Origin of the sequence: Kineosporia sp. NBRC 101731 (assembly GCF_030269305.1) — a bacterium.
Classification (GTDB): Bacteria; Actinomycetota; Actinomycetes; order Actinomycetales; family Kineosporiaceae; genus Kineosporia.
In genome coordinates this window covers 138,688-161,595 of the sequence record NZ_BSTC01000003.1, presented here as the reverse complement: position 1 = coordinate 161,595, position 22,908 = coordinate 138,688, and the positions used below count along the sequence as shown (strand labels likewise).

At 71.6% G+C, this 22,908-nt stretch carries 1 protein-coding gene (only partly in view); it reads right to left on the bottom strand.

Annotated elements, in window-relative coordinates; genetic code table 11:
• On the bottom strand, positions 1 to 22,908 hold the 5' portion of the coding sequence (locus QSK05_RS10925) for a hypothetical protein (RefSeq protein ID WP_285596729.1). It extends 9,792 nt beyond the left edge of the window; only the first 22,908 of its 32,700 coding nucleotides appear in the window; its start codon is at positions 22,906 to 22,908; its stop codon lies off the left edge, out of view.

Sequence of the window (22,908 nt, the reverse complement as noted above, 5' to 3'; positions counted from 1 at the left end):
GTCATGCAGAAGGTCGTGCAGATGGCCCTGCAGCACGGACGTGTAGAACTGATGGACGACATCCGAACGCCTGCTGACGGACCACCGGGAGTCACCTCTCGCCCACCAGGACGCCCCGGAACCGTCGCCACGGACGAGCGCTACCTCCACCCGGTCGGTGCTGGGCAGCAGCCCCAGGTCTGCGGCCAGGTCGAGCTGCCTGACCGCCGAGCCCTCGATCTCCGGGCTGCCGGCCAGCCAGAGCATCGTGCCACCGGAATTGAAGGCGGTCCCGGCGAATACCCCGTCACTACGTATCTGGACGCTGGAAAAGCTGCCCTGGTTCCGCAGATTCGCGACCAGTCCTTCCGCCAGTGACCCGGGCAGGCCGCTCGGAACCGGCTCGAAGAGAGCCTCTCCCGATACCTGGGGATACAGGCGCGCACGGGCAGACGCCTCGGCCATCAGCGGCCAGAACGCGATCTGCCGGATCACGCGGCCCAGATCGGCGCTGGAGGGCGCCGGAACAGCGCTCTGCAGGACCAGACTGGAGAAGCGGTCGCAGTCGGGCAGGTGCTTCGCCTCCAACCGCATGGGCTCGGCGAAGGCACTACTTCCGGTGAGGGGGAACCAGACGATCTCGTCGCCCTCCCGGAAGGCCAGGATCTCGGGGAGCCCGTTGAGGTAGACCGCAACCGCACTCCCCGGTTGCGTCAGTTCACCGACGATCTGCTGGTGCATCCGGGACTGCCGGCTGCGGTTGAAGAAGGACGTGGTGTTGACCTGTTCGCCCCACCCCTCGACGGCCGTGAACAGCGCGCCCGGGCCGGTCCAGAGATACGCCAGGTTCGCTGTGACCAGAGCGTTCTGGACCCGGCTCCGCGTTTCCTCGGCCTGGTCGACGGCTGCCTCGGCCGCCGCTACGACCGGATCGGCGCCGCCCCTCATCCTCGCGTCCGTGATCTCGCGGGCCACGTCCGCGGCGAGCCGCAGCGGACGCTCCAGCGAGCCGGTGATCCGGCTCAGCGAGGCGGCCACCCGCGACTCGTCCGCCAGCGACTTCTCGGGCACCCCCAGAAGCCGCATCTCCTGATGCACTCCCGGCAGCAGAACCCGGGCGACGGACGTCGGCTCCTGACCGTTCAGGTCCACCGCGCCGAAGCCCGGCCCCTGCGCGACCCGGGCATCACCGGCGGACGAGGGACGCAGATCCAGAAGCTCTACCACCCGCTGAATCTGATGCGTGACGAGCCGGCGTTCCGGATCGGTGATCCGGCTTCGCATCCGTGCCGCCCGGGACCGGGCCGGGTCAGAGGTCCCCACCCTCGAAGCGTTCACGTCCGACTGCCGCTCCAGCAGGAAGAGCCCCGCCGCCACCGGCACGACGCTCTCCGCCAGGAACCGGGCCGTCGGATCCGGCGACATGTCCAGATCCCCAAAATCGCTGATCCGGCCGACGATCTCCTCGGCTTCCTCGCGGAACCAGGTCCGCAGCTGCGGATCATCGAGGTCCTGCAACGTGCGGACCGCCGACTCGGCCGGCCCTACCTGCCAGTCGTGGAAGGCCTGGAGCCGGACCGCGCTCGCGTCCTGCGGTGAGATCGCACCGTTCAGGCGGTTCTCGTGTCGAGCCAGGACGTGCTCGACGAAACCTTGTGTCAGAGGCGGTACCGCAAGGGCATTCGCCTTCGTCTTTCCCTTCCCCCGCGACATCTCCACGTCAGAAATCGGTGTCGTCGCGGGGCGGGACGCCATGACCAGCTCGTACACGGTCCGTACGTCACGCGCACCGAGCGCTTCCGTGGTCATGGTCGACATCAGGGTTCCCTGGTCGAGCGACGTGGGCTCGAACCCGACCTGGGCCCAGTGCTCCGGCTGCCCGGGGAGGGGGCGAGCTGTGCTCAGGTCATGGTCGTCGGTGCTCCTCCTGATCAAGCGCTCGCGGCGCAGGAGGAAGGGAAACGTCCCCGAGTAGTTCGCATACCGGTCCGGCAACCCGAAGAGATGGCTTGCCTCATGGGTGAGGTCGATACGGGGGGACTCGGTGAATACCAGATCCGCGGACGCGTGCCCGGTACCGGCCTTGACCCGGATGATCTGGGCGCCCGGCGGCTCGTACGGGCCGGTGGTGATCGTGGGCCGGACCCGCAGGAAGACCTTCGTTCCGTGCGCCACCAGACCGGGGGTCGCGTTCCAGCTGCGGGCCAGCCCGGAGCGCATTCGAGCCATCACACCGCGCAGGTCGCCCCACGTGACGTCGGGCTCCGGCACCAGGTGCACGTGGAGCCTCAGCTCGACCAGTCGCGCGTCGGGCAGGTCAATCACTCTCGCCCGGTACCGGAGTGGCTCGGTCCACTCGTTGGGCGGCACGGCACCCGACGAGCCGGCGACGACCCGCAGCACATCATCGAGAACGTCCTGCGAGCCATGATGCCGGTCCGCAGCGGACACAGCCCTCGAGAAGTCCTCCAGTCTCTGCAGACCCGCGAGGACCTGGCCGACCACTCGTACCCCGGGGTGAGCGGTGACCGGCTCCGGGAGCCCCGGCCACGAGCCCAGCAGGCGCGAAAGCTGTTCCAGGTTGTCCCGGATCAACTCCCCCCGGCCCTGCGGGCCGTCCGGCACCGACCCTGTGGTCAGGAACTCCCGAAGGACGGCACCGTGCGGGTAGGGTTTCCGCTTCTTCTTGTCGGCCAGCTCGGCAACCAGCTGCTTCAGCGGGTCGGGAGTCGTCGCGTCCTGAAGGAACGTCAGCTCGGCCCCCACCTGCTCCCTGAGCCGGTGGATGTGCTGATCGGCATGGCTGTTCGCGACGGGCACCTTCGCCCAGCCCGGCAGCAGCAGCCCCTGCCCGTGCAGCACGTGTTCCCAGATCTTCAAGGGCGCCTGGATCTGGCTCGACACCTCGTGGAGCGAGAACTCCTCGGTCAGAGCCTGCTCGGTCTCGTCCAGCGTCAGCGGGTCGGCCTGCCGAAGGTTGAAGGCGTGAGCCGGCAGGGGGGCAGCAACGACATCCACCACCCGGCCGGCATCGGGGTCGGCCAGCGCCTGCGCGTACGTTCGGTGCCAGTCCTGCCCGACCGGCGGAAGGGGCAGCCGGGACGACATGTCCCGACCGGGACGGAGTTGGTCAGGGTACGGGGGTCGCCGATCGTGCAGGATCACCTGCGGATGGTCTCCCAGGTGGTCCCGCCAGTGATCGAGGACCTCCTGCGCGGTCTTCGGGTCGTGGAGCTGAGCCACCGAGAGCAGCGGGCGCCCGGGGTGCGGCGGAAGGGTTCTGGCCACCTGCTCCACGGCCTGCACGTCGGACAGAACGAATCCGGCCGGTGTCCGCAACCTGTACATCGACACCGGCGACGGTGTCGCCCCCAGCTGGTAGTTCTCGTGAAAGGCCCGAACCGGGTGCGCCTGAGTGACGTGGACGGGAGGAACGTCCGGCCAGCGCGTCTCGCGGTCCCAGGGCACCATGGGGAAGACCACCTCGCCCGTCGGCACGACCTCGAGGACCCCGTCGTCGCCGGCCCGGACGCGGAGCCAGCCTCGGTAGACATCCGTCAGGTCGTCACTGATCCGAGCGGCCGGCACGCTTCCGGACCGGACGTCCAGGTCTCGCACGGGCTCGACCTGGAAGAGCTGCCCGCCCCCGGGCCGCTTGTCATCGACTCTGCGCACCTGGTCGGCGGCGAAGATCAGATCGAGCCCGTAGGTTTCCGCCGTCCGGACGGCGAAGCCGACGTCCACGTTCCCCACCAGCAGTCGCACCCGGGTGCCCCGGTGGGCCTTCAGCACCGATTCGAGCAGGTTCTCGTCGCGGCCGTCGCCATCGACGAGCACGGTCAGCCGGTCCGGCTCCGTCGCCGGTACCGGCCGGGTGGCGACATCGGTCCCCCGCGGAACCACGGCCTCCCAGCCGTCACCGGAACGGATGTCCCACACCGGGGGGGTCCCGAAGACCCTCCCGGCGAAGTCGCCCAGGGGCAGGTGCGTCCGCCGGACAGGCGCCGCCTCGCCGCTTCCGGGCAGGACCGGGCTGAAGCGCTGCCCCAGATCATCGACCAGCCAGCCCTGTCCCACGACGGTCCCGGCTCCGGAGCCGCTCGCGACCGTTTCGAAGGTGTGAGGACGGACCCGGGCCCAGCCTCCGGGACTCTGCCGGGTCTCGACGTTCGTCTCCTGCGGCGAGTACACGACGTCCACGCCCAGTTCACTCACCACCCGCCGGATGAGCGCGGCCTCCTGGCCCTTTCCCCAGATCCGCCAGGAACGTGTCTTCTCCCGGGCCCGCAGGACGGCGAAGACCTGCTCCCCGATCTCGGCACCGCTCACCGCCCCGATCTGCCCCGTGACGATGAGGGACGTCCGCCCCGGCTCCTCCGGAAGCACGGGCACCTTGACCGGTCCCGTCCCCTTCCGGAGCACCACGACGCCACTGCGGCCGACGGGCGTCAGGGCCTGCCATCCGTCTCTGAGACGGATCGGCCCGGACTCCGGGCGCCAGGCCTGCACGCGACCCCCCGGATCCACGACCACCGCCGAGACCCGGACCTGGTCCGGTTCGGCGCTGAGATCGGGCCACCCTTCGTCCAGGGACATGACCGCGTGGGCGTCGGCCTCCGGGACCGCCGGTAGCCACAGGTACAGCCCTTCGTGATGACGTGCCGTGCCCACGAATGCGTTCCCTCGGCGCAGCAGGACCGTTGTGCCGACCCCGCCGAGTTCCAGGTGTGCCTGGACCTCATCCAGCAGTTGGTCAGCCGACAGATTCATCACCGGAGACCATTTCGGGACCGGGATGTCCTGACCGTAGAACGTCTCCATGACCCGTTCGGGAGTGCCGAACCGTTCACCGGCGAGGTCAAGGATGAGATCGGCCTGGGGTCCGTGCGTCAGAAGAGCGGGGATGTCCACGTGCTCGGCACCGGACAGCACCTGGATCTCCCCGGTGAAGGAGAGATCAGCCCTCCACAGGGAGGTGAGGGCGCCTCCGCTCAGGATCGCGGCGGCCGAGAACCACCACCGTTCGGTCCCGTCGTCGAGAGCGATCCCCGCGAAGGCACTCCGTTCCGACACCAGAACGGCACCATGGCCCGGCCCCCGGCGCAATGCCTCGGCGATGTCCCGCAGGAGAAAGGTGCTCGGCTGCGCGGGGGCAACCGTGACCGAGTGCTCTGCCAGCGCGTGCCGAACGACGTCACCCAGACCTTGCGTCAGGAAGGCCTGGGCCGTCTCGGCCTTTAGGGCGTCGGCCACGCTCAGCGCCTTCTGGTCCGCCTCCAGGGCGTCCTGACGGGACTCCCAGCGCCCAGTGCCACCGCCGGGACCGACGACGGCGACGGTGATGTCCCCGTGGACGGGCAGGGCGTGCAGTTGCCCGGCATCGCGGAGTCGCTCCAGGGACACGGCACGGTCGGACGTTCCCTCGGTCATCCAGAGGTAGTCGTTGCCGAGGCGATGGGCCAGACCGAGAAGGATGCCGCTCCTCCTCACCAGAACCGTGGTTCGGTCGGCGGACGCCACGAGATTGTCGAAGAGGCCGTCCTTCAGCAGTGTCACGTCCACCCGAGGCAGGGCCGGAGTGAAGATCGGCGCCAGGGGCCTCTTCCCGAACGCACCGCCCGCCAGCTCGATCGCGCTGCCCTCGAAGACCGTCCGTCGAATGGCCTGGACGAGCTGGGCCGCCGACGGGATCCCGTCGTCCGTGCGGGCATCCAGGAGAAGGGTGTAGGAGTTGTCCGTGGCCGGGAGACGAGCCTGCCCCAGGGCTGTTTCACGATTCGACCGAAGGATTCCGTCGTCGACCGTGGACAGCCACAGCCGCCGCCCGCCGTCGTGGTAGGCCACGCCCACATGACGTCCGCCCGCGAAGACCGCGACCCCCCGGCCTGCTCCCGGCAGTCCCGCCATCAGTCGGTCGTGCATGGACAACGGAGGCCCGGCGGCCGATGCCGTCGCCGGAATCGGGGGGTCCCAGTTCTCATTCGGTACGAAGAGCTCGTTCTTCCGCCAGAGATGCTTCATCCCGGCTTGTTCCAGCTGGCCGAGCAGGGCCTCGGTATCGGGACTCGCCCCGGTGCCGCTGCCCGAAGCACTGTCCGTCTCGTCGAACTCCTGCTCGCTGCGGGCCGAGCCCGGCAACCGGGGCTTCTCCGGAAGGCCTCGGACGATCTGCTCGGCCAGCCTCGACAGCGAGCTCCCCGGGGTGAACCGGCCGGCCGTCAGGATCTCGTGAACTCTCGGGAGTTCGATGTCCACGCCCGGAGCGACGTTCAGGTCGGCCAGCTGCCGGTGGATCTCCACCCGCAGGTGGTCGACGGAGAACACCAGGTCCCCGTGCGCGAACAACGGGGACTCACCGTCGGGCTCCTCGAGAGGCACGGCCGGCTCGAGACCGTCTCCGCCCAGATCGAGAGGTTCCCAGACCCGGCGCAGGTGCGCCGGAGCCTGGCGCAGCTCGAGCAGGTCGACGACCTGCTCGACGATCTCCCTTGCCTGGGCCATCCTTTCGCGGGGGATACTCACGCCGGTCACTTCGGGGCGGGGCAGATCTGCACCGGGTTGGAGGTGGAGCGATTCGTGCAGAAGCATCGCCGCCACCGGGACGACATGATCGGTCAGGAAAGCGACCCGGGGGTCTGCGTGACCGGGTTCCAGGTCCGCGCCGAAGCCACTGATCTCACCGGTCAGCTGGGTCGCATCGTCGATGAGGCGGTTCAGGAACGCGATGGACGGGCCTTCGGTGACCTGCAGGTCACCCATCGTCCGGCGGGCCGAAACGGCCGGGCCTTGCGTCCACAGGTCCAGAGCCCTCTGGAGCTGCTCGTCGGAACGGGCTCCGGACGGCTCGTCCAGCAAGGCCTGCGACCTGGTCACTGTGTCCCGGACCAGACGCATGCTCAGGGGCCTGGCCGCGGTGGCCCGGGCCTTGCCACGCCGCAGTCCGTGAACTTCGACCATCCGGTCGATCAGTTCCGTCACCGTGGGCATGTCGAGGACCTGCCCGCCGACCGGCCGGAACAACTCCAGGTTCAGAGCTTCGGCCACGGGCCTGATCTCGTCCCGCAGCACCGCGAACCTCGGATCGTTCGCCGGCCCGTCGAGCGAGGTGTCATGACTGGCGATCAGGATGCTCTTGGTCGCCATCCGGGTCAGGAGGGCTCGCCGCTCCTGGGGGAGGTTCGCCAGGCGGGCCTGACTGCGAGCCACCATCTCAGCCCGCCACGCGGCCTTTCGTACGTCCGCGAGGTCGGGTGAGGAGTCCAGGTCCGCGGCCAGGGCGTCGAGGTCGGCGGAGTTCAGGACCGGCGGACCGACCAGGGCCTCCTCGATCGGCACGGCCAGGTCCTCGGCCACCGTTCCGGGCCCGGAGACCGTCGTGCCGGGCACCGGCAGGGCCTCGACCGTCAGCCCCGGCAGATCCGTGACCGTAGGTCCGGGCACATCCGTGACCGTCACCTCGAAAGTGACGTCCGCCGGACGCATCCGGGTCCTCTGCCACGCCGTGTTCAGGTCTGCCTCGATCCGGGTCAGCTCGGTGGCCCCGGGGGTGAGCACGTCCCAGGTGCCCTGGCCGAGCAGTCCCGGAGCCCGGCTCGAACCCATCAGGGTGGCCCGCGCGGGCATCCCCGGGACGGCGGCCATCCGCTGCAGGACGTCGACCGCCGACGGGAAGGAGTCCGAGACCAGCACGAGGCCGAGCAGTTCCGGGTCGTGGGTGGCCAGCGGGAGCAGGTACCGGGTGGCGAAGTCCTCGGGCGTGAGCCGGGTGCCGTAGGCCAGCACGTCGCCGTTGTCGGGGGCGAAATCGACGTGAACCACTGCGGTGTGCGGCACCGGGACCTGCACGCCCGTCGCATCGGCCTCGGTCAGTTGCGGGAAGACCTGGGCGGTGGCGAGACGGTCGAGCTGCGCCCGGAAGTGGTTCCGGTGGGCAGGAGCCGCCTCCTCGGGCGGCAGGTACCACCCCGACGGCACCGGGAGCGGCGGAGCGACGTCCAGGAGCGCCCGCAGACCGGTCTGGCGCAGGAGCCCTTCGGCCGACCAGGAGGCTTCCACGAAGTTGCGGACCCTCACGGTGTGGACCGACCGGGCTCCGCCGTAGGAGATCCGGTCGCGCTGGTTCACCGTGTCGATGGTGAACGTGACGTCGGCGTCCAGGTACACGGGCCCGAACCAGGGTCCCTCGAGCGACCAGGAGTCCCAGTGGGTGGCCGCGCGCAGGGAGTTCGAGGAGCCCACGCTCGACGAGCTGCTGTAGGTGGGGGCCACGATGGTCAGCGGCTGGACGGACTCGTCCGCCGGTTTCCCGTCGTTCCCGGCCAGCGGCGTCTGAGGAAGGTTCGTGGTCAGCCAGGCGTTCGGGGCCGCGTAGCGCGAGATTCCGGAGTTGGCGTTCGAGCTGCTGGGCCGGTAGTTCATCGTCATGACGTCGGCCCGCCCGGTCATCCGCGCGGCCGGGAAGGCGGTCGCCGACGGCCTCAGCAGCCGGAAGCTGACGGACAGGTTGCCGGTGGTCGCGCTGAAGACGTTGTCGGCCGACCGCAGGGTGATGGGCAGCCGGGCCGCTGCACCGGTGGCCTCGGTACCGGACGTGATCAGGTGCGACTCCAGGATCGAGGCGTCCGTCAGCGAGCGCATCTCCTCCTGCCCGACCTGTCCCCAGGCCTGGAGCGCGGCCGGACCGCCGCCGTCCCGCGCCGTCAGGGTGTGCAGGGTGTCGACGAGGTGGCGCACCAGGTCGGGGACGATGCGCACCAGCACGCGCTTGTCCTGGAGGTCGGCCGGGGACAGCTGCACCCGTTGGGCGGTCGGGACCGGTTCGTGGCCGGCGAGCACCTGGATCATAGGCTGCCCGGTACCCGTGGGCAGGGGCCGTCGCAGGTCCTCGTTGGCGACCGCGACGGACTCGCCGAGGTTCACGATCTCGTGGGCCAGGCGGTACGTCAGTCCTCTGGGCTTCATCTGCTCGAGGGGACGGGTCTGGCGGGACACGAGCATCGGGGTGCCCAGGCCGACGGCGTTCAGGAACAGGGAGGGCCGCCAGGTCTGGATCAGGTCGATCCGGAGATCGGCCTCCCCGATGAGCATGCTTATCGAGCCGTCGAACTCGAAGCCGTCGTACCGGTAGGTGGCGTGGGCCTGCTGTCCTCCCGTCCCGCGGCTCATCCCGAACTGGACGTCCAGCACTGCCTGGGCCTGAGCGACGACGGGCCGGTCGACACCGTCGATGATGCCGGTGGGCACGCCGTGCACCGCGGCCCCGGCGCTGGAGCTCCAGAAGCGGGCCAGCCGCTGGTCACCACGGTTGTAGTAGTAGACGCTGCCGTCAGCGTCCTCCGTCGCCACGTAGCCGCGGCCCCGCGGGTCCCGGGTGACCCTCAGCTGGAGCTGCGTGACCTGCATCCCCAGGGCCTCGTTGTCGACGCGGGTCAGGATCAGTCCCCCACCGCGCATCAGGGGCAGCTGGCTGTTGAGCACCTGTGGGAGCAGGAGGACCTCGAGCGCGCCCCGGGTCACGGTGGTGCCGGCCTGAAGGTCCCACAGGCCGGTCAGCGCCCGGGGCAGGTGGGCCGCGAGCAGACCGAGCACCGACTCGAGCACCGGGTTGCGCTCGCTCAGCGGCACCTGGCCGGCGGCCGGGAGCAGATGCTCGGTGACCGCGGTGAGCGGTAGGAGCGGGAACTCGGGGGTCAGGGGGCCGTGCGTTCTGCGGGTCACCGGGGCCATGGGCACGTCGGTGGTGGTGGCGGACGCGGTTCGGGACTGCAGGAGGGGGAAGGCCCGGCGGGCCGGGTGGGCGGCCCGGCGTACCCGGGGAACGTCGCCCCGCAGGGCGGGCAGCATGTGGATGCCCGCGAGGGCCAGCCGGTTCAGTTCGGTGAGGGTCCAGCCCAGTCGGTCGGGCCGGTAGTAGGTGATGCCCGCAGGGACGAGGATGTCGGCCCCGGCGCGGCGGCCGAGTCGTTTGTCGAACCAGTGGGCCTCGGTCAGGTTGCGGTCGGCGACGACCTCGAGCCGCCACTGCACGGGGGCGACCATGCGGGTGTGCGACACCCTCAGGACGAGCATCTGCCCGGGGAACCGGGTGATGGAGGCCGAGGTCCCGCGGGTGCGGCCGTGGCTGGCCGAGACCCCGAAGCGCTGGTGCGCGGCTCCTCCGGTGGGATTCCCGAACTCGTCGGTGCCGTTCACCCGGCCGGCTCCGACACGGCCGGTCAGGTCGCCGCTGACGCTCCATCCGCGGGACTGTGAGGACCCGGCCAGAGCGGCGTACTCGGACAGGTATCCGGTCTGCAGGTCGATCGGGCGGCCGTGCGGCTGGGCATCGTGGACGTGCGGGATGAGGGAGAACAGGGCGTCCTCGTCCCCCAGCATCCGTGGCTGGGTCCCCCATCCGCCGTGAGCGCCGCCCTCGGTCACGAAGAGGCCGAGCAGCTGGTCGCGGTTGACGGCCACGTCCATCCAGCTCCGTGCGGAGTCCGGGTCGATGCCCAAGCCCTCGAAGAGGTTGGTCAGTTCCTGGACGAGCCGGGGTGAACCGGTGATGTCGACGACGCGGTCGTAGGGTTTGATCGTCACCCCTCCGGCGGGGACGGTTCCCCGGCGGGGTCCGTAGACCCACTCGCCGTTCAGTGTCTTGCCCCCGGGCTGCCGGTCGGGAACCACCTGGATCTCGGCCGCGGGGGCGGTTTCCGCCTGAGGGTCGCCGGCGTCACTGAGCAGCGATTCCGGCAGGAGCCAGCCGGCGACGCTGCCCGGGTACTGGGCGGTGCTTCCGCCCTGGCGTCGCTCGGCGAAGGACTCCGGTGTGTTCGTCCGCCGCAGCAGGTGGTCCACCGCGCGCCCGAGCCGCCGGACGAGCCGGCGGGTCACCCCGGACGAGGGGACCCGGACCACGGCGACCGACAGCTCGAGGGTGGCCGGGTAGGTGAAAGCCAGGGCCGGGCCGGTGATGACGAGTGGTTTGGACACGTAGCCGTAGTGGTAGACCGATCCCTCGTGGGAGGAGTTCCGGGTGGCCTGCAGTTGGGCGACGAGCCGGGCGTTCAGTCCGACGTCGTCCGAGGTCGGGTGGCTCACGTAGACGCGGCCGCCACCGGACACCGACATGGACGTGGATCTGCCTTGGGCGTGGCTGTTCTCCATGAAGCCGCTGGGCGTGACCGTGACGCTGGCGTCGTCCACCCGCACGGGCTCCTCGACCGGTGCGTGGCGGCGGGCCGCGAGGCGGAACGTGATGTGTTCCAGGTCGCCGTTGTCGTGCTTGCGGGTGAAGGTCGCGGAGCGGCCCGACTCCTCGAAGATCTCTCTCTGCCTGATCCGGACCGACGATTCGTCGAACCGTTCGAGGAGCCACAATCTCAGTTGCGATCTCTGCGTGGGTGTCCAGGCTCCGACCCGGGCGGTTCGTCCCTGCGGGTCCTCGCCACGGGCCGGGTCCGCGGTGGGCGTCTCTTCGGGCACCGGCCGGAGGAAGAGGATGTCTTCCGACTCGTCGAGCAGTCGCAGGAACCGCGGGACCAGGTTGCGGGTCCGGCTGATCCCGAGATGCCCCGTCAGAGCGGGTGATCCGGTCGGTCGTAGCAGCTCCGGCGGGGGCCGCAGCGCCGTCGACGTCCCGGCGACACCCGCGCCCATGTCCTCGGCCTCGGCCTCGGACGAGATCAGCAACCGCGGAGGGGGCGGGATGTCCGGCAGGCCTTCGAGTCCCAGGCCCGCGCCCGTCCCGGAGAGGAGGCGGACGGTCGGCACCTCCGGAACGAGCCCGGGCAAGGCACTTCCTGTCGGGGAGGGTGGCGCCAGGGCGGCCTCCTGCTGCGCGATCAGGCCCTTCAGGTTCTCCTCGAACCGGGCCACCATGTCCTGGGTGACGTGGACGATCACTGTCGTTGTGTGCACGACGTCCGCGCCCACGGGTTCGCCGACCGGGTCCGAGGCCCGGCCGCGGTCGGCGACGGCCATGAACGGCCCCTGCATCTCCGCCGAGACGGTGAACCGGGTCTGGAGCAGGTACGGAACGCTCGGACCGCGGAGGCCGACCTTGTTGCTCTGCCCCAGGTTCATGGCGTTCTGCACGCTCACGTACCTCGAGATGCTCAGTGCCGCACCGAGGGTCCCGTACGGCGACCAGTCCCCCACGGTCAGGGGCAGTCCCCAGAACCCGAAGGTGGCGCCGAGCCCGCCGCCGCCTCCCCGGGAGACGATCTGGCCGCCCCAGGTGCTGTTGTCCAGCGTGGTCGGGACCGGCAGGGTCTTGCCCTGGCGCTGGACGGAGACGATCTCCGCACCGACGTGAAGGGTCAGCGAACGCCCCCCGCTCAGTGCCAGCGGCGGCAGGGGCAGGCGGGACCCCAGAAGACGCGGGAACAGCAGCGTGATCGAGCCTTCCGCGAACCAGGTCTCCATCGGCGACAGCGCGTCCGAGGACAACGGGAACAGCGCCGGCCGGCCCTCCTGCCCCACCGTGTAGCGGGTGACGAGCTGGTGGCGGAGGCCGCCCAGCCCTCCGATCGAGCCGATGCCGGGCGTGACCGTGTGGAAGGCGTCGGTGAGGGGGAGGTCGCCCGGTGACGTGTACTCCGGCCCGGTGTGCTCTCCGTCGGTGAGTGCCTTCTCCGAGAACCCCAGACGCAGGCGGCCCGGTCTCGGGGCGATCTGCTCCGCGTGCAGCACACCGGTCGAGACGTCCTGCATCTGGACGCTGATCCGGGCCGGGAAGTCGATCAGGACCCGGGCCCCGGAGGTCCCGATCCCGCTGCTGACGGCGCTCCAGAGGGCGCTGCCCTGGCTGCGGCTCGTCGTCGACGTCGCCGTGAGACCGGCGTTCGGGATGACGCTCGGCGCACCGGTCAGGGCGATCGAGGGCCAGGAGGACGCGTCCATCGTCCCGCTGCGGCTCAGCGACTGGTTGAGCACGGAACACCGCATGAGCAGGGTGTCCATCGGGCCCGCGGCGGTCGGGGCGGTGCCGGTCAGGGACAGGGGGACCCGCCGCGCGCCGGCCCGGTCCACCTCCCGCAGCCGCACGATCATCACCTGGGGGCCGGCGGTCACCCGCAGACCGCCCTCGAGCATGAACTGGGCGGCGGTCGTGGGGTCCAGTTCGGTGATCCGGGCGCTCAGCGCGTCCCGGAGGGCCGGACGGTGAGCGGCCGGGACCGCGTCGCGATCGACCACACCACGAACGAACTCCTCGGTGTCGAAGCCATGTTCGTCGAAGCTGTCGGCGCTCCCGTGCTCGCCGAAGCCGAAGTGGCCGTCCGCCCGGGCGAATCCCGCGGGCAGACTGGCCTGCGGCAGGCTGTCGACGTAGCGCTGCCTCGCCTCCAGGACGGCCCTGCGCACTCCCGCCGGGAGCGCGGTGACCGGGTGCTCGGCCAGCCGCTGGTGGAAGTGGCTGGCCGCCAGAGCCGTGGCCAGGTCGTCCCGGCCGAAGGCGGTGTTCGCCAGCGTGATCGCCCGTTCCCGGTGGGTCGGGTCGGCGACTTCACCGGGTGCGGCGGTGGTTTCGGCGTCCAGGCTCCTCCTGATCGCGTCGAGACGCCCCCAGGCGCCCGGTTCCTCCGGCAGCGACCGCAACGTGGCGTCCAGCCGCTCCGCGGTGAGCCCGGCCACCACCAGGTCCTCGAGCAGTCCTCTCCGGGTGGTCCCCTCGTCCGCCGCCAGTCGTTCACCGAGCTGAGCGTCGGCCGTCTGGACCGCGCGGGCCGCGTCGGCCCAGACGATCCGGATCTCCTGGCGCACGGTCGAGACGTCGCTCCTCAGCGACGCGTCGTCCAGCGCGATCCGGACCCGGTCGAGATCGCGCAGATTCGCGGCCGCCTCCTCGGAGCCGCCGAGGGCCTCCCGGATCAGCGCGTCAATGATCGCGCGGTCCTCGGCCGACGCCGACACGGACGCTGACCCGGACGCCGTCTCCCCTGTCCCGGAGACGCCGAGAACACCACGGATGCGGGCCAGTTCGTCCATCAGGTCCCGGTAGAGCTGGTCCTCGGGACCGGACACCGGGCCCGGGTCACTGACCAGGCTGTGCCCCGACGGCGACCCCACCTCCTCGAGCGCACTGCCGGGCCCCGACGGCGTCCCGGGCAGGAACGGCGACCCGGACTCGGACGGTGTCCGGTGCGGGAGCGGCACCCCGAGATACCCGGGGGACGCCAGATCGGCGACGCTGGGCAGGGGCAGCGCCTCGCTGCGACCCGAACGCCGGGACAGCCGCGAAGCGGACCGGGAGTGCGACGCGCTCGAGGGGGCGCTGCTCGACGAAAGACCGGAGGGGCCACCGCCCGGGCCGCTGACCCGGGGTACGGTCCGGCCCGGCGCCGGGGTGGACACCGGGTCCACCCACACGTGTTTCACCGTCCACGGCGTCGATCGGGCCCGGGCCGCCTCGAAGGCCAGGACCTCCTCGCCCGGGACCGCGGGCGCGACCGCGACCGGGGGGTCACCGATGATGGCGTGCAACCGCTGCAGGTGCCGGTCGCGCAGGCCTCCCGGGACCAGGCCGCCCTCGGCCGGCTGGTCGAGGCGTCCCATCAGGCTGCCACCGACATCGAGCCGCCGCGGGGAGATCTCGTCCCGGTACTCGTCGGGCAGCCCGACCTGGTGGCCGATCTCGTGCGCGATCTGGAGCGGGCCCGCGTCCGCCGGCCAGTGCTCCTGGTCCATCGCCACCTGATCGGTCACCGTGACACTGAGGTGCGCGGGCGCGTCCGCGCTCGCCGCTTCCACACTCAGGTGCAGGCGCCCCAGCCCGGGCACCCGGTAGTCGCCGGTGTTGACGTGCCGGTGGACGCCCTCCCGGGCCTTGCGGAGCATCGTGTCCGCCTCGACTGCGGGCAGTTCGGCTCCCTGGGCGTCGCGGAAGCCGACCCGGACCGTCAGGTCCACCACCGGCGTCCCCTCGTGCTCGAAGGCCCGGGCGTCGAACCCGGCCCGCACCTGAAGACGGGGTGTGTGGTCGCGGGTGCCGTTCATCCGGCCCACCCGTGGGTGCCGGGCCCCGTCGGCCACGACCACCGCGTCCCGCACCTGTTCCAGCACGGGAGACAGCAGGACGCGGGCGTCGGAGGCGGTCGCGGTCGGCGACCCGTCGCTGCCCCGCAGACCGAGGTCGTGCGCCGCGAAGAGCCGGAACGCCGACGCCTCCGGCGACGGCCCCGTCACCTGGCTCAACAACCGCGTCACCAGCCGGTTGCCCGGAACGGCGAGCACCAGACCGTTCCTCAGCCAGCCGGCCTCGAGCACCGGTTGCACCGGCCCGGGGCCGCGGGAGACGACCGGGGAGACGACGAGAGGCAGGTCGTCGGCCCGCAGGACCAGCGACGGCAGGTCCGCCCAGGTGAAGGCGCCGGGCGCGACGTCCAGGCTCACCACGGCGCCGCCCAGCGCCGACAGGGCGCTGAGGCGCACGAGGTCGGCGGCGGCGGCGCCGGAGCCCTCGGCGAGCAGTTCGTGCAGGCGCTGGACCAGCGGGCGGCCACCGGCCGCGTCCACCAGGTCGACGGTGTCGCTCTCGTGGACGACGACGTCCCGCAGGGCCGCTCGCTGCCCCTCGGACAGGGGCGCGCCCGGAACCGTCCACAGGTGCAGATCGGCGCTGTCACCCGTCGCGTGACGCCACCGCCCCAGGTTCTCCAGTGCCTCGGGGTTCAGGTCGTCGCGGTCGGCGACGACGTGCATCTGCCGGGGCAGGGGTGTGGCCCCGATCGTCGGCGTGAGCGCGAGTGCCTGCCCGATGCGACGGTCGAGCTCGCTCAGGGTCTGGGCCCGCTCCGGGTCGGTCCCGGGCTCGGCCAGGGCCTGCCTGATGCGCTCGCGCAGGACCCGGACGACGGAGGTACGCCCGGCGTTGATGGACAGCCCGACGAAATGCTCGACCTCGTCGAGCTTTTCCAGTTCCGGCATCCGGGGCACCGGTGAGAACACCGTGCGCACGAGCAGATCGGGGCCGTCGGGGACGACCGTCCGGACCGTCCGGATCCGGTAGGAGGCGTCCGTCAGTCCCCTCTGCCGCAGAACCTCTTCGAGGTGGGCCCGCAGCCGGCCGGCGCTCGGCCCCGTTTCGTCGTGGCCCGCGGCGGACAGAGGGTCGCCGCGTTCCTGGATCGTGATCCAGAGATCGTCGTTCGTCGCGGCCTTCTCCCGCGTGAGGTCGTCGGCCAGCGCGTCGATCCGGTCGAGGGTGGTGCGGGGGACGTCGTCCGGGCCGAAGTCCGCGAGCGGGACCGTGGCCCCTCGCGGACGCTGCTCCCGGGACACGAGTTTCGTGGTGGTCTCGCCCAGGCGGGTCTGCAGGGCCCGCAGTTGCCGGTGGGCTGCCCCGAGGTTGCGGTCGATCCGCGCGGACAGGTCCGGGTCGCTCAGGTCGAGGCCGTTCCCGAGCTCCTCGGCGATCCGGTGCACGCCCCGATCGACCAGGGATTCCGCCCGGGCCAGGACCCGCTGCCGGTGCACCGGGCCGAGGTCACTCGTCATGACGAGGTCCGTGACGTGGCTGTGGATCGCCGGGGTCGCGGCCCGCACCTGCGCGGAGGCGGCGGACAGATCGCGGACCGCGGACACCACCTGGGTCTGGTACTCCCAGGCGACCGTGGAGACGGCCCGGGCCCGGGAGAAGCCCTCCTCGTCCTGGTACCGGCGGATCCGGTCGGCCGCGGACATCACGTGGGTCCGGGTCTGGTTCAGCACCGACACCTGGACGCTCTCGGGGACCCCGGCACGGTTCATCATCCGGTGGTAGCGGGGCAGGTCGTGCATCAAGGCCCGCGCCGGGCGGTTCAGCAGGTCATCGGGGCGGGGCAGGAACTCCTGGAGGCCGGGGACGTACGGACGTTCGGGCTCGACCGTCGAGGCCGGGGGTTTCGGCTCGATGCGGGGTGGGACGGCCACCAGCGGCCCGGCGCCACCCACGTCGAACGACTCGATCACCGACTGCTGGGGGCTCGTGACCATCTCCCGCACGGCCGCGTCCAGGCGCTGCCCGAGGACCGGGGCGTGCCGCTCGGCCCGGGCGAACCGCTCGGCCCGTTGCTGCCGGGCGCTTTCCTGGCCCAGATGCAGCTGGTCGCCCAGCAGCGTCGTCATCTCGGACCGCACCCGCTCGCGCAACGCCAATGCCTGGTCCCGGACCCGTTCGGTCGCGACCGGGTCCAGGGGCTGTGCCTCGAGAAGGCTCTGGGTGTCGAGGGACCCCTCGGCCCGGGGCAGGGCCCGCCCGTACGCGTCGACCAGGTGCCCGACCGCGCTCACCACGTGACGCCGGTACTCCCGCGCCAGGTGGGACACCGAGGTCTCCTCGGCCTGCGCCGGTGCCCCCGCCCCGGCCTCACGTTCCCTCAGGGCCGGGACGAACTCCTGGACCTGCCGGACGACCGACTCCTGAACCGCCTGCGGGACACCGCTCCTGGTCATCGCCTCCCGGTACACCAGAATGTCCTGCTCCAGTACCCGGTCCGGTGCGGTCAGCAGGTCGCCCGGCTGCCGCAGCACCCGCTCGCCCAGCGGGACGTGGCGGACGGGCGGCTCGGTCCGGGGCGACAGCGGCCTCAGCGTCACGGTCGCCGGCTCGGCCGGCGCCGGGCCGGCCCCGCTCACGTCGAACGACTCCACCACGCCCGGCCCCGGCACCACCCACGGCGCCCGGATCTCGCGGGAGACGAGCTCCTGGACGGCCGAGTCCAGACGCTCTCCGAGGACCGGCGCGTGCTGCTCGCCCCGCACGAAACGGGCCTGGCGGCGCCGCCAGGCGCCCTCCTCGGCCAGATGCAGCTGATCCCCCAGCAGGGTCGAGACCTCGTCCCGCACCCGCGTCTCGAGGATCGCCGCCTCGGTCACGACCCGCTGCCCCGGGCCCGAGCCCAGGGACGACGTGTCGGCGTCGGCCCAGCGCGTCGCCTCGGACATCGCCCGCCCGTACGAGGAGGCCAGGTGCTCGACCGCACCGACCACGTGCTCGCGGTACTCCCGGGCCACCAGATCGACGGCCACCGAGGTCGAGGCGTCACCCGGCTGCGCCGGGGCGCCCTCGCGCGCGCTGTACGCCTCGACCCGTTCCTTCAGGGTCGGGACGTACTCCTGGACCTGCCGGATCACCGACTCCTGGACCTTCAACGGGACCTGGTTCTTCTCCAGCAGCTCCCGGAACACCGGAAGGTCCTGCTGCAGAACTCGTTCTGGATCGTTCAGGAGATCGCTGGGCTGACGCAGGAGGCGCTGGTCCGGTGCCGCGATCCGGTCCGGCGCGGTGACCTTGACCGGCGGGCCCGGCTGCTCGGGCAGTCCCCGCATGAACTCCAGCAGCTGGCGCCGCGTGGCCCCGCCGTCCCCGAACGAGTAGTCCCGGTCCAGGCCGTCGCCGAACGAGTTCTCGTGAGCCGCTTCGTGATCGAGCCAGGACCGGCGCCCGGCCCGCGTCCCGTAGGTTTCGTGCAGCGCCAGGGCGACATCCTCGCGATAGTCGGCGGCGAGCGCGTCGTGCACCTTCGGATGCAGTTCCCGGCCCTCCGCCAGGCCCCGGAACTGCGCCCCGGCCGCGTCGAGGTTGCGGCCCGCCAGGGCCTCGAACGCCAGTCGCTCGGGAAGTTTCTCGAGCAGCCGGCCGACCTCCCGCTGCCACCCGGCCAGTCCTTCGGGGCCGTGCTCCCCCGGGTGCGCGAACTCGGGCCCCGCGTAGATCCGTTCCCGGACCGCGTCGGTGTCCAGCGGCAGGCGCAGATCGCGCAGCTTCTGGTCGAAGGACGCTCTGAGGTCGCCGTCGAACGCCGCCCGGACGCGCTCCACCGCACCGGTGCCGAACGCGTTCCCCTCGACCGGGTGAAAGTCGGCGACCGACCGGTCGAACCGCGAGAACGCAGTCAGCGAGGCGTTCTCGAAGAGAGCTTCCCGGACGAACCGCTCCCCCAGCCGGGAGGACAGCTCGGCGGCCAGGACCTCCGGGTCGAGGACCGCGCCGGGCTGGGAACGGAACGTCAGCCGCGCGTGCTCGATCCAGGTGGCGACGGCCTCGACGTAGTCGGACCAGACCCGCGAGAGGGACTGCAGGGAGAGCTCTCCCGGGGCCTCGGTCAGGGTCCCGTTCGCGGACAGGCGCCCGGTCATCCCCTGGGCCCCGGACCCGTCCGGGCGCACGGCGGCGTCCCGAGCGGTCCAGATGTTCTGGACGTCCTCGGGGACCCAGCCCGCGGGCATCTTCCCGGGACGGAACGGATCGACCGACCACTGCGCGAACGTCAGCCGTTGCGTGGCCAGTTCGACGGTCTCGGCAGCCTCGCGGACCGGGGTGAAGGTCCGGACGTGGTCGCTCAGGGCCTGGTGGAAGGCCTCCCGGATCCTCCCGTACTCGGGGTCGCTGCCGATCGCCTGGCGCAGGCTGAGCTCATCGGTGCTGCGGGTGAGCAGGAGCCGGACCTGTTCGTCCGAGTACCGGGCACCGAACTGCCGCTGGCGGAGTTCGGCCATCTGGGACGGCGACGGGCCGAGCCGGCGAATTTTCTCGAAGGCGAAGAGCTTGTCGGGTGAGACCTCGACGGACCTCAGCACCTCCCGCACCGGCGGGGCCATCACGGAGCCGGACGCGGCCGGCGAGTGCCCGAGGTCCGGGAGCAGGGCGGCCTGGGCCTGGGCCCGCTCGAGCGCCCGCCACTGCACGTCATCGAGGCCGAGCCCGGCCCGGGGGTCCACGTCACCGGTGTGCCAGAGGTCGCGTCCCTGAACCAGTCCCGGACCCTCGGACGTCGCACTCACCTCGGCGATGCGCCGGGCGTAGGCGTCGTCGATCTGGGAGGTGGTGAAGCGCAGCCTCTCCTCCTGCGGCACCCGCAGCGCCCGGACCTGGGCGTCGATGTCGGTGAGCGTGAGGCCGGGGTGAACCTGATGGAGGTTGTGCTCGGCCCGGGCGAGCACCGCCCGGGCCACCTGGACGTTCTTCAGCTGGCGGACACCGTCGAGGGTGTGCAGGTCCAGGCCCGCCTTCAGGGCGTCCCGGAAGACGGTCTCGGCCTGGTGCGCGAGGGCCTGGGCCTTGACGAAGTTGCTGACCATCTCGGCGCTGTCGCCCCAGATCCGGGGCGCGACCTCACGGGTGAAGACGATCAAGCTGGACGGCAGGGGATGCTCACCGCCGACACTGCTGCCCACCGCACCGTCGCCGGCGCTGCGCGGCGGGGCCGCCGGCTCGCCGGGCATGTGCGGCGCCGGGGCGGCGTCGGGCAGCAGGGCCCGCACCTCGGCGTCGAGGGGCGCCGGAACCGCCCCTTCCGGGCCCGGCACCGCCTGGGCCCGGGACGCCCGGCTACCAGCCAGGTCGGTCGCGGACCCGCGGTCGACGCCGGCCTCGTCCAGCCGGGTGCTGAGGGCGCTGGCCGAGTCGCGGCCGGCCGGGCGGGGCAGGTCGGTCTCGGTGACCAGGTCGAGGGCGGAGCGCTCGGTTCCCGGCAGTGAGAGCGGTTCTCCCTCGGCCGTTCTCCCCGCGACGCGGGACACCGCGTCCTCGGACAGCTGGATCTTGATCTCGTGGTCCGACATCTTCAGCAGCGAGAACTCGCCGTCCAGGATCTGGGGCAATTCCCGGACCACGAACCCTTCGAGCGGGTCCCCGGCGCTGCGCAGTCGCTGCAGGGCCGGGCCGGGCAGATCCCGGCCGGTGAGGGTTCTCGTGACCTCGTCCAGCACGCTCGGCCCGGGCAGGCCGATCATCTCGTTCGCGGAGCGTCCACCGGCCATCAGGTCGCTGAGCCCGCTGATGCCGGGCAGGTTCGGGTCGGCCCGCAGCAGGCCCGCGACCGTTCCCGTGTGGTCGGTCAGGATCAGCCGGCTCATGTCCAGGACCGTTCCGCGGCCGTCGGCGATCCGCAGGTCGGCCAGGTTGAGGGCCGCTTCGGAACCGCCGGTCAGCCGGATCCGCGCGACGTCCACGACGGCCTGACCGTCGGTGAACTTCAGGCCGGCCCCGGTCGGGGTGCCGCCGGGAATCTGGACGCCCTGGCTGGTGACCGTGACGGTGTTGTCCACGACGCTCAGGCCCTGCGGGCGCAGCGTGGTGCCGCCCGCGTTCAGCCGCAGGTCCTGCAGCGGGACGGTGAGGGTCCCGTCGGTCACCTTCACCGCGTTCAGGGGGATCGAGCGGGTGCCGTCGCTGACGCGGGCGGTGGCCAGGTCCAGCGGGGTGGCACCGGCCCGCAGGTCGTGGACCGCGCCGGCTCCCTGGAGCTGGTGCAGGTTGCCCATCCGGGTCAGGGTGTCGAGCTGGCCCAGCACGTGCGACGTCCCGTTGAACCGGGCACTGCTCAGGACGTCGGTGGTGGCGGTCATGACCCGGACGGCGCCGGGCACCTCGAGGCCGGGAGCGGCGGCGTGGGCCGCCGGGACCATGAGCCCGGAGGGCGCGCTGCTGAATCCCGCGGTGGCGTTGTGCAGGGACCATGTGCCCTCGCTGAGCCGGTTCGTCCCGGCGAGCGGGCCGACGGGGCCGACCTGACCGACCATCGGCGTGTTCACCAGGGTGCGGATGAACTGCTGGTCTCCGCCCGGGAAGCCGCGCATCACGCCGCTCAGCCCCATCGGCGGCAGGTCCGTGATCCAGGTCGGCGCCTGACCGCCGGCCGAGCCGGGCAGGACGATCTCCGGGCGGGGAGCCAGGTGCAGTCCGGCGTGCCCCGCGCTCGCCCCGAAATTGACCACTCCCTTGGTGATCTGGAGGGTGTTGCCCATCCGGTCGAGGATCACGCCGTCGCGGTAGGCCGGGATCATCAGGCCTCGTCCGAGGATGCCGACCTTGAACGCCCCGGCGAGCCCGAGCTTGCGGATCTCGTGGCCGGCCATCGGCGTGAAGATCCGCAGCCAGGCCCAGCCGCCCAGGTGTTTCGCGGTGAAGGCGGCGAACCGGCTGTTGCCGAAGGCGTTCAGCGCCCGGTTCATCTGTCCGCGGGCGAGCCGCGGCAGAGCCGTCAGGCCGTTGATGAACCGGGTCGAGGCCGCGGTGATGCTGAAGCCCTTCAGGCCGGTCAGGCCGTGGGCGAACGCCCCGTTGCCCGCTGCTCCCTTGACGATCCAGATCCGTCCCGCGCGATAGCCCCCGGCCATCAGCGTGCCGATGTCGAGCACCCCGCGGATGATCTGGCTGAAGGTGATCGAGCTGATCACCTGCCAGGCCCCGCCGGCCGCCCCGGTGATCCCCCGCCACGCCGACCGCAGGCCGGTGCCCGCGCGGCGCAGCAGGCCCACGATGTCCTTGAACCGGATCGCCCGGGTGCTGGGGAACAGGATGCCGAACAGCGACATCAGGATCTCCGCGAGCCCGCCCTTTCCCTTGCTCACGTCGACGATGGTCTTGACCAGCAGCGCCGAGTTGGCGGCGAACGCGACAAGCCCGAGCGGGCCGCCGAAGACGATCGCGACCACGGTGATCACCAGGGTGATCCAGAAGAGCACGTCCCAGAACTTGTCGCAGGAGCTCTTGCCCCAGGGGTTGGTCGCGTGCGAGGCGGCGGCGACCGCGGCCGCGGCCGTGTTACCGGCCGCGGTCAGATCCTCCTTGGCCCCGTTGGCCTGCAGCGCCAGGGCCTGGACCCGGGGGTCGTCCTCCGGCAGCCCGCGGGCCTGGTTCAGCGCGCCGTCGGCGACGGCCTGGGCATCGACCAGCTTGAGGAGGTACGTACGCAACGCGGGGGCGACGCCGGCGAATGCGGTCCTCACTGCTTCGAGGAAAGTCCTCGCCTTGGTGTCGATCTCGGTGCGCAACGCGTCCGCCGTCTTACCGACGAAGGCACCGTCACCGGTGCCCGTCATGATCGCGTTGATACCGGTGGTCGCGTCGTTGACCGCAAGCAGGATCGCTTCTGTGTAGTCGACGACCTGCTGAACAGCCTCCGGATCACCCGGCGTCGGGTCGCCGGGCAGACCGAGCACGGACCAGTCACTGGGACGAGGCAT